Origin of the sequence: Pseudomonas sp. HY13-MNA-CIBAN-0226, from assembly GCF_040310305.1 — a bacterium.
Lineage (GTDB): Bacteria > Pseudomonadota > Gammaproteobacteria > Pseudomonadales > Pseudomonadaceae > Aquipseudomonas > Aquipseudomonas gregormendelii.
The window spans coordinates 189648-203607 of the sequence record NZ_JBEOPS010000001.1; the positions used below are offsets into that span (position 1 = coordinate 189648).

The 13960-nt window shown below is 59.8% G+C and carries 11 protein-coding genes and 1 riboswitch; of the genes, 6 read left to right on the forward strand and 5 right to left on the reverse strand.

Annotated elements, in window-relative coordinates; translation table 11 throughout:
* The first annotated feature begins 57 nt into the window (after positions 1 to 57).
* Positions 58 to 1323, forward strand: a complete 1266-nt coding sequence (locus AAEZ05_RS00835) for a cation:proton antiporter (RefSeq protein ID WP_045059853.1) — start codon at positions 58 to 60, stop codon at positions 1321 to 1323.
* On the opposite strand, the gene AAEZ05_RS00840 is transcribed toward AAEZ05_RS00835, so the two are convergent.
* Both AAEZ05_RS00840 and AAEZ05_RS00845 read right to left on the reverse strand, forming a co-directional pair.
* The gene (locus AAEZ05_RS00840; protein ID WP_045059852.1) at positions 1324 to 2205 is read right to left on the reverse strand and encodes a formate/nitrite transporter family protein; all 882 of its coding nucleotides are present in this window, start codon (positions 2203 to 2205) and stop codon (positions 1324 to 1326) included. It abuts the gene before it with no gap.
* 261 nt (positions 2206 to 2466) lie between these two features.
* Positions 2467 to 2859, reverse strand: a complete 393-nt coding sequence (locus AAEZ05_RS00845; RefSeq protein ID WP_045059851.1) for an acyl-CoA thioesterase — start codon at positions 2857 to 2859, stop codon at positions 2467 to 2469.
* Positions 2860 to 3057: 198 nt separating this feature from the next.
* A riboswitch (S-adenosyl-L-homocysteine riboswitch) is annotated at positions 3058 to 3159 on the forward strand.
* A gap of 23 nt (positions 3160 to 3182) precedes the next feature.
* Between AAEZ05_RS00845 and ahcY the strand changes: the two genes are divergently transcribed.
* The 4 genes from ahcY (at position 3183) to rhlE2 (ending at position 8729) form a co-directional block, all read left to right on the forward strand.
* On the forward strand, positions 3183 to 4592 hold the full coding sequence (gene ahcY / locus AAEZ05_RS00850; protein ID WP_045059850.1) for an adenosylhomocysteinase: 1410 nt from the start codon (positions 3183 to 3185) through the stop codon (positions 4590 to 4592).
* A 179-nt stretch (positions 4593 to 4771) separates the two neighbouring features.
* Entirely contained in the window at positions 4772 to 5617 is an 846-nt protein-coding gene (gene metF / locus AAEZ05_RS00855) for a methylenetetrahydrofolate reductase [NAD(P)H] (protein WP_045059849.1), read from the forward strand.
* 189 nt (positions 5618 to 5806) lie between these two features.
* Positions 5807 to 6622 carry a substrate-binding periplasmic protein gene (locus AAEZ05_RS00860; RefSeq protein ID WP_045059848.1) on the forward strand — a complete coding sequence of 272 codons (816 nt, stop codon included), beginning with the start codon at positions 5807 to 5809 and terminating at the stop codon, positions 6620 to 6622.
* Positions 6623 to 6845: 223 nt separating this feature from the next.
* Positions 6846 to 8729 (forward strand): RNA helicase RhlE2, encoded by a 1884-nt coding sequence (gene rhlE2, locus AAEZ05_RS00865; RefSeq protein ID WP_350598836.1) that lies wholly within the window; start codon positions 6846 to 6848, stop codon positions 8727 to 8729.
* Between the two features lie 249 nt (positions 8730 to 8978).
* Here the strand turns inward: rhlE2 and AAEZ05_RS00870 are convergent, their stop codons facing one another.
* The 3 genes from AAEZ05_RS00870 to AAEZ05_RS00880 form a co-directional block, all read right to left on the reverse strand.
* Positions 8979 to 9572, reverse strand: coding sequence for a YceI family protein (locus tag AAEZ05_RS00870; protein ID WP_045059846.1), 594 nt, complete (start codon positions 9570 to 9572; stop codon positions 8979 to 8981).
* Positions 9573 to 9604: 32 nt separating this feature from the next.
* Positions 9605 to 10156 (reverse strand): cytochrome b, encoded by a 552-nt coding sequence (locus tag AAEZ05_RS00875; protein ID WP_350598834.1) that lies wholly within the window; start codon positions 10154 to 10156, stop codon positions 9605 to 9607.
* Positions 10157 to 10499: 343 nt separating this feature from the next.
* Positions 10500 to 12251: a flavin monoamine oxidase family protein gene (locus AAEZ05_RS00880; protein ID WP_045059844.1), complete on the reverse strand. Its 1752-nt coding sequence runs from the start codon at positions 12249 to 12251 to the stop codon at positions 10500 to 10502.
* 222 nt (positions 12252 to 12473) lie between these two features.
* Here AAEZ05_RS00880 and AAEZ05_RS00885 point away from each other — a divergent pair, with 222 nt between their 5' ends.
* Positions 12474 to 13880: an adenosylmethionine--8-amino-7-oxononanoate transaminase gene (locus tag AAEZ05_RS00885; RefSeq protein WP_045059843.1), complete on the forward strand. Its 1407-nt coding sequence runs from the start codon at positions 12474 to 12476 to the stop codon at positions 13878 to 13880.
* Positions 13881 to 13960 lie beyond the last annotated feature (80 nt).

Here is a 13960-nt window from a genome sequence, read left to right on the forward strand (position 1 = left end):
ATAATCGATCACGCTTTGCTTTTAACAGTCTTTCCACCACCTGCCAAAGGACCCCGAATGCTTGAGCTTGTCGCTGCATTTATCTGCCTTACCTCGCTGCTCACCTACGTCAATTTCCGCTTTATCGGCCTGCCACCCACCATCGGCGTCATGGTCACTGCCCTGCTGTTTTCCCTGCTCCTGCAAGGACTGAGCTTCCTGGGTTATCCCGGTCTTGAAGATCGCATTCAACAACTGATCGGACAGATCGACTTCGGCGATCTGCTGATGAACTGGATGCTGTCATTCCTGCTGTTTGCCGGCGCCCTGCACGTCAATCTCAATGACCTGCGCAGCTATCGCTGGCCCATTGGCCTGCTCGCGACTTTCGGCGTCCTGATCGCCACCGCCGTGATCGGTAGCCTGGCCTATTACATCTTTGCCCTGTTCGGCTGGCACGTGAGCTTCCTGTACTGCCTGCTGTTCGGCGCGCTGATTTCGCCGACAGATCCAATCGCGGTGCTCGGCGTATTACGGACGGCCAACGCCTCCAAGCCGCTGAAAACCACAATCGTCGGCGAGTCGCTATTCAACGACGGCACGGCGGTGGTGGTGTTCACCGTACTGTTGGGTATCGCGCAACTGGGTGAGACGCCAACCGTCGGCGCAACCGCCATGCTGTTCGTGCATGAAGCTGTTGGCGGCGTGCTGTTTGGCGCGCTGATCGGTTATCTGGTGTACCTGATGATCAAGAGCATCGAGCAGCATCAGATCGAAGTGATGCTGACGTTGGCGCTGGTGATCGGTGGTTCGGCGATGGCCTCGGAGTTGCACGTGTCCGCGCCGATCGCGATGGTGGTTGCCGGCCTGATCATCGGCAACCTGGGCCGCAACCTGGCGATGAACGACATGACCCGCAAGTACCTGGACGGTTTTTGGGAGCTGCTCGACGACATGCTCAACGCCCTGCTGTTTGCCCTGATCGGCATGGAGCTATTGCTGCTGCCATTCAACTGGCTGCATGTGCTGGCAGCCAGTTTGCTGGCCGTGGCAATCTTGCTGTCACGCCTGCTGACCGTGGCGCCGGCCATCCTGCTGCTGCGTCGCTGGCGCACAGTCCCGCGCGGGACAATCAGGATTCTGACCTGGGGCGGGCTGCGTGGAGGTGTTTCGGTAGCCTTGGCGCTGGCGCTTCCGCTGGGGCCGGAGCGCGACCTGTTGCTGAGCATTACCTACATTGTGGTGCTGTCGTCGATCCTGCTGCAGGGCCTGAGCATCGGCAAACTGGTCAAGCACGTCACCCGTGATGAGCCTGCGCCAGCGGCACAGGCGGGTCATCACTGATTACTTCTTGAGCTTTTGCGGATCAGGCTGCTGATCCGCATCCTCCTTGGGCGGCCCGCTTTCGCTGCGAATCTGTGCATGGCTCAGCAGCGCAAAAATGAAGCTGCCTCCGATGATATTCCCCGCCAGCGTCGGCCCGGCAAACACCAGCCAGAAATCACTCCACGACAACTCGCCGGCAAACACCAGGTACGACACCTCGGCCGAGCCGACCACGATGTGGGTGAAATCCCCCAGCGCCATCAGGTAGGTGATCAGAATGATGATCCACATCTTCGCGCTTTCCATGGAAGGGATCATCCAGACCATAGTGGCGATCATCCAGCCCGAGACGATGCCCTTGGCGAACATCTTGCTCGCGTCGTTCTCCATCACCTTGCGCCCGATGTCGAGAAAGGCCATGTCGGTCTTGGTGTCGAAAATCGGCAGGTGGAGCATTACATAAGCCACCAGCAAGGTACCGCACAGGTTGCCCACCAGCACCACCGTCCACAGCCGCAGCAGCCGCCCGAAATTGTTAAGGGTCGGTTTGGTCATGACCGGCAGCACTGCCGTCAGGGTGTTTTCGGTAAACAGTTGCTGACGGGCAAGGATCACCGCGAGGAAGCCGGCGCAGTAACCGAAGCTGGCGATTACCTTGAACCCTTCTGCGTCCGGCAGGCGAGAGTTAAGCAAGCCCATGGCCATGAGGGACAAGCCCATGGTCAGGCCGGCCGCGAGGGCGGACCACCAAAGGGCGGCGACGCTGCGTTCCAGCTCCTGATCACCCTGGGTGCGGATGATTTCATGCAGCACGGCAGCGCGCGGCGGCTGGCTTTTGTCGACGTCGTGTTTTTCCTGGGCCGAAAGGTTCGGGGTCTTGCCGTCTTTTTGCGTGTCCATAGTGCTCCGGAACCGGTGGCGTGAGATGTACGTACGACAGGCGCGGTTCGGAGCTGTTCACTGCTCACACTAACGAAACATCAGTCCTGTGGTAGTGCGGCCTGTGGGAGCCATGTGTGGAGCCTGTGGGAGCATCAATCTGTGGGAGCAAGGCTTGCCCGCGATGGGGTCATTAGCGACACCAGGAACCGAGATGAACTCGGATTTTTCCGGTGATGCTAGCGACGCCATCGCCGGCAAGCCGGCTCCCACGAACTCGTGTTACTCGTCCTGGAACTGATCTTTGACGTATTTGATTTCGGTCCGGCCGTGCGGCGCAGGCAAGCCGTCTTCGCCGAGGTTCACGAACACCATTTTCTCCACCGTCAGGATGCTCTTGCGCGTAATCTTGTTGCGCACTTCGCAGGTCAGGCTGATGGACGTGCGGCCAAACTCGGTGGCGGTAATGCCCAATTCAATGATGTCACCCTGGCGCGAGGCACTGACGAAGTTGATTTCCGAAATGTACTTGGTGACCACGCGCTGGTTGCCCAGCTGGACAATGGCGTAAATGGCCGCCTCTTCGTCGATCCAGCGCAACAGGCTGCCGCCGAACAGCGTGCCGTTGGGGTTGAGGTCTTCGGGTTTTACCCATTTGCGGGTGTGGAAATTCATATTCACTCCTGAGCGTCTTGCCGAATGATGGTTACCATCATGGCAGAGCCCGGGCTAGAGCTCTATTCGCCATCGACTATGGCATCGATTACCGTTTAGACATTGACCTGCAGAAAGGCTTTGGAAGATCAGCATAGCCCGCTATAATCGCCACCGTTTCAAAACGGTAAAGATCGTTTGCTACCGTTTTCCCGCCACCTGTCCGAGGGGCGCTGCAGCAGGTTCAACCTGTCAGGCTCGGATGGGGCGTTGCCTGGTCCCAGCGACCGGACACTAAACGCACAACGGCGCCCATTCGCATACATTACGAATGGAGGCTCTTCATGAGCGCTGTTATCACGCCTGCAGATTTTAACGATTACAAAGTTGCCGACATGTCCCTGGCCGCCTGGGGTCGTCGCGAAACCATCATCGCCGAATCGGAAATGCCGGCCCTGATGGGTCTGCGTCGCAAATACGCTGCCGAGCAGCCGCTCAAAGGCGCGAAGATCCTCGGCTGCATCCACATGACCATCCAGACTGCCGTGCTGATCGAAACCCTGGTTGCCCTGGGTGCCGAAGTGCGCTGGTCGTCCTGCAACATCTTCTCGACTCAGGATCAGGCCGCTGCTGCTATCGCCGCTGCCGGCATCGCGGTATACGCCTGGAAAGGCGAAACCGAAGAAGAGTACGAGTGGTGCCTTGAGCAAACCATCCTTAAAGATGGCGCGCCTTGGGATGCCAACATGATCCTCGACGATGGCGGCGACCTGACCGAGTTGCTGCACAAGAAATACCCGGCAATCCTGGACCGCGTCCATGGCGTCACCGAAGAGACCACCACCGGCGTTCACCGCCTGCTGGACATGCTGGCCAAGGGCGAACTGAAAATCCCGGCCATCAACGTCAACGACTCGGTCACCAAGAGCAAGAACGATAACAAGTACGGCTGCCGTCACAGCCTGAACGATGCGATCAAGCGTGGCACCGACCACCTGCTGTCGGGCAAGCAAGCACTGGTTATCGGCTACGGCGACGTCGGTAAGGGTTCGGCCCAGTCCCTGCGCCAGGAAGGCATGATCGTCAAGGTTTCCGAAGTCGATCCGATCTGCGCCATGCAAGCCTGCATGGATGGTTTCGAACTGGTTTCGCCATTCATCGACGGTATCAACAACGGTACTGAAGAGAGCATCGACAAAGCACTGCTGGGCAAGATCGACCTGATCGTGACCACCACCGGCAACGTCAATGTCTGCGACTCCAACATGCTAAAAGCCCTGAAGAAGCGCGCTGTTGTCTGCAACATCGGCCACTTCGACAACGAGATCGACACTGCTTTCATGCGCAAGAACTGGGCATGGGAAGAAGTGAAGCCGCAGGTGCACAAGATCCACCGCACCGGTCCTGGCGCATTCGATGCCCAGAACGATGACTACCTGATCCTGCTGGCTGAAGGCCGTCTGGTTAACCTGGGCAACGCCACAGGTCACCCAAGCCGCATCATGGACGGTTCGTTCGCCAACCAGGTTTTGGCACAGATCTTCCTGTTCGGCCAGAAATACGCCGACCTGTCGCCAGCCCAGAAAGCCGAGCGCCTGACCGTTGAAGTACTGCCCAAGAAACTCGACGAAGAAGTGGCTCTGGAAATGGTTCGCGGCTTCGGTGGTGTTGTGACGCAACTGACCAAGCAGCAGGCTGACTACATCGGCGTGACTGTTGAAGGTCCGTTCAAGCCGCACGCCTACCGCTACTGATCGGTCCTGCTCCGCTCCCCCATGGGGAGCGGTTTAATGCAGGCCTGTGGGAGCAAAGCTTGCTCGCGATGGCGTCGCCATGGTCTCACTGAAGACCGCAGCGTCTCTATCGCGAGCAAGCTTTGCTCCCACAGGGTGCACGGTGCCTTCCAGGCTTACGCGTTTCCAAGGATATGACCATGTCCCAAGACCGTCGCTACAGCTTCGAGTTCTTCCCTACGAAGACCGACGCTGGGCATGAAAAGCTGCTCGCCACTGCCCGCCAGCTGGCTACCTACAACCCTGATTTCTTCTCCTGCACCTACGGCGCAGGTGGCTCAACCCGTGATCGCACGATCAACACCGTGTTGCAGCTCGAAAGCGAAGTCAAAGTCCCTGCCGCCCCGCATTTGTCCTGCGTGGGTGACAGCAAGGACGATCTGCGCGGCCTGTTGACTCAGTACAAAGCGGCTGGCATTACCCGTATCGTCGCCTTGCGCGGCGACCTGCCCTCGGGAATGGGCATGGCCAGCGGCGAATTGCGTCACGCCAATGACCTGGTGGAATTCATTCGTGAAGAGACCGGCGATCATTTCCACATCGAAGTCGCCGCTTATCCGGAAATGCACCCGCAAGCGCGCAATTTCGAAGACGATCTCGCCAACTTCGTGCGCAAAGCCAACGCCGGCGCCGATAGCGCGATCACCCAGTACTTCTTCAACGCCGACAGCTACTTCTACTTCGTCGAGCGGGTGCGGGCATTGGGCGTTAACATCCCGATCGTGCCGGGCATCATGCCAATCACCAACTACAGCAAGCTGGCACGCTTCTCTGATGCCTGCGGTGCGGAAATTCCGCGCTGGATCCGCAAGCAGCTGGAAGCCTACGGCGACGACACCCGCAGCATTCAGGGCTTCGGTGAGCAAGTCATCACCGAGATGTGCGAGCGTCTGCTGCAGGGTGGCGCGCCAGGGTTGCACTTCTATACGTTGAACCAGGCCGAGCCGAGTCTGGCGGTGTGGAACAATTTGAAGTTGCCGCGCTAAGCAAAGAGCAAGATCAAAAGATCGCAGCCTTCGGCAGCTCCTACCGGGAATAAACAAACCCGGTGCAGGAGCTGCCGAAGGCTGCGATCTTTTGCTTTTAACGCCCTTTTTCTGTGCGCTAATCCACGGAGATAGAGCTTCTCCATGCAGTTTCTGGCTCTTTGCGGCTTCTCGTCGTAATCTCAGGCCATGCCTTTGATCTCACAGTTACTGACGGTGATTTTATTCACGTGCCTGAGCTTTACAGCCCGGGGCGAGAAACTGCGCATTGTCACCGAGCCCTGGGCACCTTACGTCTATGAAGAGAACGGCAAGGCGCTGGGGCTGGACTATGAAACCACCGCCATCGTCTTCAAACGCCTGGGCATTGAAGTGCAGTGGCAGTTCCTGCCCTGGAAGCGCTGCCTGTCGATGCTCGAACAAGGCCAGGCCGATGGTGCGCTGGACATTTTTCACAGCGACGAACGCGACGCCACCCTGCTTTACCCCAGCGAACCCCTGTCGCAAGTACAGTTCGTGATGTTCTACGCCAACGACCGCCCGCACCCGTTCACCTCCCTGAACGCCCTGCGCGGCCTGACCATCGGCACCTCGCCGGGCTACCTGTACAGCACCGACTTCAGCCAATCGACGCTGTTTACCAGGGAGCCCGCACCCAGTCATGAAGCAAACTTCGGGAAACTGCTGCGCGGGCGCGTCGACCTGTTGATCACCGACCGCCGAGTGGGCCAGCACCTCCTGGATGAATTGGGCATTCGCGACAAGATCACTGAAAATCCGCTTATCATCAGTGAACAAAGCCAATTCCTCGCGGTGCGTCGCAGTGGCGGCATGGACTTGCTGGTGCAGCGGTTCGGCGCCGAGCTCAAGCGCTTTAAGCGCGAGCCTGCCTATGCCGAGCTGAGTGCCCGATATGGCGCGGGACCTGCCGTCGAAGTACCCGCAAACGGCCTGACTACCGTACGCGGCAAAACCGTTGAGCAGCAGGAAAGCGGCGCGCAGTGATTGCTCTGTTATACTCCGGCCTTCCCGCCAGGCTCACGCCCGGACGCTCGGACTTGTTCAAGGCATCTCGACCCCGCTACAGCGCAGCTTTTCAGCCCGCGCGAGCGCTCCAGACGAGCTTTTCAGACCCAGCAGGACCGGACGGGATTGCGTTCTTCTTAAACGCCATTCGCGCCAGGCAAGACTCCCATTGGGCCAAGCCCTAACTAAAACAGGATTACTCATGTCCTTTGCTTCCCTCGGTCTCTCCGAGGCTTTAGTCCGCGCCATCGAGGCGGCGGGCTATACCGAGCCTACTCCGGTGCAACAGCGGGCCATTCCCGCCGTGTTGCAAGGTCGCGACCTCATGGTTGCGGCACAGACAGGTACTGGTAAAACCGGTGGCTTCGCCCTTCCGATTCTGGAGCGGTTGTTCCCTAACGGTCACCCGGACAAATCCCAGCGTCACGGCCCGCGCCAACCGCGCGTACTGGTCCTGACCCCTACCCGTGAACTCGCGGCCCAGGTCCATGAGAGCTTCAAGGTCTATGCCCGTGACCTGAAGTTTGTCAGCGCCTGCATTTTCGGCGGCGTCGGCATGAACCCACAGGTTCAGGCCATGTCCCGTGGCGTTGATGTGCTGGTGGCCTGCCCTGGCCGCCTGCTCGACCTCGCCGGCCAAGGCAGCGTCGATTTGTCCCACGTGGAAATCCTCGTGCTGGACGAAGCAGACCGCATGCTCGACATGGGCTTTGTGCATGACGTGAAGAAGGTGCTGGCTCGCTTGCCAAGCAAACGTCAGAACCTGCTGTTCTCGGCGACCTTCTCCAAGGACATCACCGATCTCGCCGGCAAGCTGCTGCACAACCCGGAACGCATCGAAGTCACTCCGCCGAACACCACGGTCGAGCGCATCGAGCAACGCGTGTTCCGTCTGCCAGCCAACCACAAGCGTTCGCTGCTGGCGCACCTGATCACCGCAGGCGCCTGGGAACAGGTCCTGGTCTTCACCCGCACCAAGCACGGCGCCAACCGCCTGGCCGAGTACCTGGACAAGCACGGCCTCAGCGCCGTCGCCATCCACGGCAACAAGAGCCAGAACGCCCGCACCAAAGCCCTGGCCGATTTCAAGGCCGGTGAAGTGCGCATCCTGGTTGCCACCGACATCGCGGCTCGCGGCCTCGACATCGACCAGTTGCCACACGTGGTCAACTTCGAATTGCCGAACGTCGACGAAGATTACGTTCACCGTATCGGCCGTACTGGCCGTGCCGGTCGTTCGGGCGAGGCCATTTCGCTGGTGGCTCCGGACGAAGAAAAGCTGCTCAAAAGCATCGAGCGCATGACCAGGCAGAAAATCGCCGACGGCGACCTGATGGGCTTCGACTCCAGCGCTGTAGAGGCCGAGAAGCCTGAAGTGCGCGAGCGTCCGGATGTGCGTAACCCGCGCAACCCACGTGGCCCGCGCGGCGACGGTCCAAACGGCGGCGGTGGCGGTGGCGGCGGTCGTAAAGACAAGGGCAAGGACAAGGGCGGCAAGGAAAAACCTGCAACCACTGGCCGTGGCGATCGCCCGGCCCGTGAGCACAAGCCACGTGAAGGCACGCCAGCTCGCGAGCAACAGCGCCCGGCACCTCGTGCTTCCGCTGATCGCGCACCGGACGAGTTCCTGGACGACGACATCGATAACTTCGGTAATCGCGTCGACTACGTGCCGCAAGCCAAGCCGGCTCAGGGCCGTGGCCGTCGTCCAGGTGCTCCGGCACCGGGTGCGGCAGCCGGCGCAGGTGCCGGTGCACCGCGCAACGGCGGTAAGCCACAGGGTCGCCAGAGCGGTCCGCGCAGCAGCGACGGCGCCACCACTGGCACTCCGCCGGCCAAGCGCAGTGGCCCACGCAGCGGTGCTCCACGTGACGGTCAAGCCCGTCGCGAAGAAGGTCGCAATCGCCGTCCGGCGCGTGACGATCAGCCTCGCTCGGAACCAGCGGTGCAGAACCCGCGCGGCCCGGCACCGAAGATCATTCACAAGGAGTCGAAAACCGATCGTTTCCCGACACCTGAACAGCTTGATCAATTGCCAGGCCGTCCTCGCGGCGAAAAACCAGCGCTGCTGACTCGTAATCGCTGAGTTAACGCTGCAATAAAAAATGCCCCGGATCGCGAGATTCGGGGCATTTTTTCTGGCTAAAGCAAACCCTGTGGGAGCGGGCTTGCCCGCGATGGCGTCAGTCCTGCAGACATTGATATTGACTGACACGCTGCCATCGCGGGCAAGCCCGCTCCCACACTGGATTTCACCACCTGCGTAGATTGCGCCAGGCAATAAAAACGCCCCGGATCGCGAGATCGGGGGCGTTTTTTGTGTCAGCGGCGAATGTTATTTCGCTTTCACACCTTCAAACGAAATGTACAGCTCGACTGCATCGGACTTCGGACCCAGGTCTTTCTGCTTGCCGAAATCGGAACGCTTGATGCTGGTGGTGCCTTCGAAGCCGGCACGGTAGCCGCCCCATGGGTCCTTGCCTTCACCCAGGAAAGTGGCCTTGACCACGATTGGCTTGGTCACGCCAGCCAGAGTCAGGTCGCCCGCGACATCAGCAGTTTCCTGACCAGCAGCGTTTTTGCCGGTGGATTTGACGCTGGTGGAAACAAAGGTCGCCTTGCCGAATTTGCTGGCGTTCAGGAAGTCGGCGCTGGCGATGTGCTTGTCACGTTCAGCGTGGTTGGTGAATACGCTGGCGGTGTTTACATTGAACTCGATCTTGCTGTCTTCAGGCTTGGCCGCATCGAAGCTGAACTTGCCGTCGATGTCCTTGAAGGTACCTGTGATGAAGCTATAGCCCAGGTGGCTGATCTTGAAGTCGACGAAGGCGTGCTGGCCTTCCTTGTCCACGGTGTAGTCGGCCGCCATTACGTTGGCGGACAGCAGCGCGGAACCGATTGCCAGAGCGGCGAGAGTCTTTTTCAACATGCTTTCTATTCCTTTGGAGTCGAGGTTGAACATCAGGCTTTGCGGCCGAGCATTCGCTTAAGGGTCGCATCACGATCGATAAAGTGGTGCTTCAATGCTGCCAACGCATGAAGGCCGGAAAAAATGACCAGCGCCCATGCCAGGTAGAAATGAATCAAACCGGCGGTATCTGCCTGGTCCGGTAGCCCGGAGACCAGTGCAGGCACTTCAAACAAGCCAAACACCGGAATCCCGACACCGTCTGCGGTGGAAATCAGGTAACCGGCAATCATCACAGCGAACAAACCAAGGTACAGGAACGAGTGGCCAAACTTGGCGCCAAGGCGCGTCATGCGGCTGTAGCTTTCCAGGGTAGGCGGCGGTGGGCTGACGAAACGCCAAAGCACCCGCAGCAACATCACGGCGAACAGCACCAGGCCAATGCTCTTGTGCAGCTCCGGCGCGTCTTTGCGCCAGGTGCTGTAGTAGTCCAGGTCGATCATCCACAAGCCCAGCGCAAACAATCCAAAGACTGCCAGTGCCACAGTCCAGTGCAAGAAGACGCTGATCCAACCGTAGCGCGAAGAAGAGTTACGTAGCTGCATTGCCCAAATCCTGTGAGAACTGCGACCAAGACTATCGACTTATCTATCGAATTAAAGCGGAAAATTTTGCTTTGAAATATCGAGAAATACGATCAAGAGTGTGAGACGGATGAGTTAAGGAAAGATTAAAGTCCAAAGCGTGGCGGGATGTTAGTGGCAGACCGGAAATTAAGTGGTCATCGTGAAGACGCTTTCGCGGGCAAGCCCGCTCCCACAGGAGATGCGTAAACCGAGAAATCACGTACGACACAAAACCCTGTGGGATCGGGCTTGCCCGCGACGGCGATAGTGCGGGCAAAAAAAAGCGCGGCCATTGAGCCGCGCTTCTGTTCAACAGCAAATTTTACTGAGCCTTGGTCTCAGTGGTTGCTGCCGGTTTAGCCGCAGGCTTCCTGGCCGGTTCAGCCTTTTTTGCCGGGGCTTTGGCCGGCGCTTTTTTTGTCTCGGCCTTGGCTGCCGGCTTCTTCGCCGGGGCCTTTTTAACCGGCTCGGCTTTCACCGGTGCCGCAGGCTTCGGCGCTTCAACCGGAGCAGGCGCAGGCGCTGGTACCGGCGCCGGGGTTGGGGCAACCGGAGCGACGGGGGCTGGCGCCTTTACAGGTTCCGGCTTCTTCTCATCATCCGAACCACCAAACAGGTTGGTGAAGAAGTTGCCCTTCTTCGCCGCAACCGCGCCTGCCGCCGCAGCAGCCGCCACTGGTACAACCTTCGCTGGCTCAAACGACTTGCCTGCCGCCAGGTCTTCAACCTGGCCGGCCGCGCGCTGACCGGTGCGCAATGCGCCTTCCAGCGTGCCTGGGTACAAGGTGTCGGTGTGTTCGCCAGCGAAAGCTACACGCTGCAGCGGGCGCTCCCACAGGCGCCAGTATTTGCTGATCTGGCCAGGACCAAAGGCCAGGTAAGCGCCACCCATGGAAGGGTCGGTGCTGTAGCGGCGGATTTCATAGCCGGTGAACGAGCCGCGGGCCTGGGGGTAAAAAGCGTGCAGGCGAATCAGCACCTGATCGGCCATCTGCTTGTCGCCGAAGGCCTGCATCACGCGGGCGTTGTCGCCGGACAGGTTGATCACCACATTGGCGCCGCCCTTCAGCGCCGGCTCGACCCACAACATGCCAAGGCCAGTGTTGCTGTAGATCTCGCCGGACATGCGCGCCTTGCTTTCCCACACAGGCGTCTTGAACTTCAACATGATCTGGTCGCGCCAGCCGTAGTTGGTGCCCTTGATCGCGCCCAGGTGCTGGGCATCCAGTGCGGGGGTCAGCTGGATCTTGTTCAGTGCGCGCAATGGCACAGCCACCACGACGTAGTCAGCCTGATAGCCAACGCTGCCGACCTTGACGGTCACGCCATCCTTGTCCTGGACGATCGCCGACACCGGCGAGCTGGTCTTGATGGTCTTCAGTTGCTTGACGAATGCCTGTGCCAGCACCGGGCTGCCACCGATCAGGCGCGAGGCGCGCAAGTCACGGTCGGAAACGCCCAGGTAAACGCGGCTCTGCTGCGCGAAGTACAGCAGTGACAGGCGCGACGGTTCGTCGTAGCGGGTACGAATCTGCTGGTTGATCAGCTGACGGGCCGTGGCAGGCAGTGTCAGGCGGTCGAGCCAGTTGGAGACGTTGATCTGGTCGAGGGCGTGCAGCGTGTTGTTCGCTGCCGGGTTCTGCGGGTCTTCGATCGAGCGGGCCAGGTCGTCAACGGTCTTCTCGTAGCGTTTGAGCGCTTCGGCAGTCGTCGGGTCCTTGATCGCCAGGTCGGCAGCGCTGTAATACACGCCATCGATCAGGTAGCTCGGGGTGCGCACGAACTCCGGAGCCGGCGTGGTGCCAAGCTTGAACGTCGATACGTACTTGTTCAGCACCGGCTGGGTCTTGTCGTTGCCGATCCACTCACTGGTGGCCATGCCGGAGCGACCTCCCAGGCTCGGCTTGGCTTCCAGCAGGGTGACCTGCCAGCCTTTGTTCTGCAGCTCGTAAGCCGCCGTCAGGCCGGACAGCCCGCCGCCGATCACGATCGCTGTTTTATCCTTGGCCAGCGCAGATACGCTGAACAGGCCCAACATCACCAGCGCACAGGCGCGCAGCCAACCAGCAGACATTCAGCGAACTCCGGAAATACACGAGGAAAAATCAGTTTTGCGAGTCAGACGACTCAAGGAATGGCGAAGAATACGTCAGCCATCAAATGGCCGCCAGCGACGTCTATCGCCCCATCCAATGTAGCTCAATTGACCCAATGGGTTGTTCCAGGGCCAGTCATTGCATAGGCTTGCGCGATTGCAGGTCCGCGTTTGTCACGGACTGCCTCGAGGAGACTGAATATGGGCCTGAATAATCAGTGGATGCAACGCGATCTCGCGGTGCTGTGGCATCCCTGCACCCAGATGAAAGACCACGAACAGCTGCCGCTGATCCCGATCAAGCGCGGGGAAGGCGTATGGCTTGAAGACTTCGAAGGCAAACGCTACCTCGACGCCGTCAGCTCCTGGTGGGTCAACGTGTTTGGCCACGCCAACCCGCGCATCAACCAGCGCATCAAGGATCAGGTCGACCAGCTCGAACACGTTATCCTCGCCGGTTTCAGCCACCAGCCAGTGATCGAGCTGTCCGAGCGCCTGGTGCAGATGACGCCGGAAGGCCTGACCCGGTGCTTCTATGCCGATAACGGTTCGTCTTGCATCGAAGTCGCGCTGAAAATGAGCTTTCACTACTGGCTCAACCGCGGTCAGCCGAACAAAAAACGATTTGTCACCCTCACCAACAGCTACCACGGCGAAACCATGGCGGCGATGTCGGTTGGCGATGTGCCGCTGTTCACCGAAACCTACAAGGCGCTGCTGCTCGACACCATCAAGGTGCCGAGCCCGGATTGCTACCTGCGCCCTGAAGGCATGAGCTGGGAGGAGCATTCGCGCAACATGTTCGCGGCCATGGAACAGACCCTGGCCGAACATCACGACACGGTTGCGGCAGTGATTGTCGAGCCCCTGATCCAGGGCGCCGGCGGCATGCGCATGTACCACCCGGTATACCTCAAGCTGTTGCGTGAGGCCTGTGATCGCTATGGCGTGCACCTGATCCACGACGAAATCGCCGTCGGCTTCGGCCGTACCGGCACGATGTTCGCCTGCGAACAGGCAGGCATCCGCCCAGACTTCCTGTGCCTGTCCAAGGCCCTCACCGGCGGCTATCTGCCGCTGGCGGCCTGCGTCACTACTGACGATGTCTACAGCGCCTTCTACGACGACTACCCGACCCTGCGCGCCTTCCTGCACTCCCACAGCTACACCGGCAACCCGCTGGCCTGTGCGGCGGCGCTGGCGACCCTGGATATTTTCGAAGAAGACAACGTCATCGAGAACAACAAGGCCCTGGCCCAACGCATGGCCTCCTCCACCGCGCACCTGGCCGACCATCCGAACGTCTCGGAAGTACGCCAGACCGGCATGGTACTGGCGATCGAGATGGTCAAGGACAAGGCCACCAAAGAAGCCTATCCGTGGCAGGAGCGACGCGGCCTGAAAGTGTTCCAGCATGCGCTGGAACGCGGGGCCCTGCTGCGGCCTTTGGGCAGCGTGGTGTACTTCCTGCCGCCGTACGTGATCACGCCTGATCAGATAGACTTTCTGGCTGAAGTGGCCAGCGAAGGGATCGACATTGCAACGCGCGACAGCGTCAGTGTGTCAGTGCCGGAAAACTTTCACCCGGGATTCCGCGATCCGGGTTGATTGGCCCGAAAATGAAAGCACTGTGGGAGCGAGCCTGCTCGCGATAGCAATCGGTCAGCCAGCACTCATCGCGAATGCGA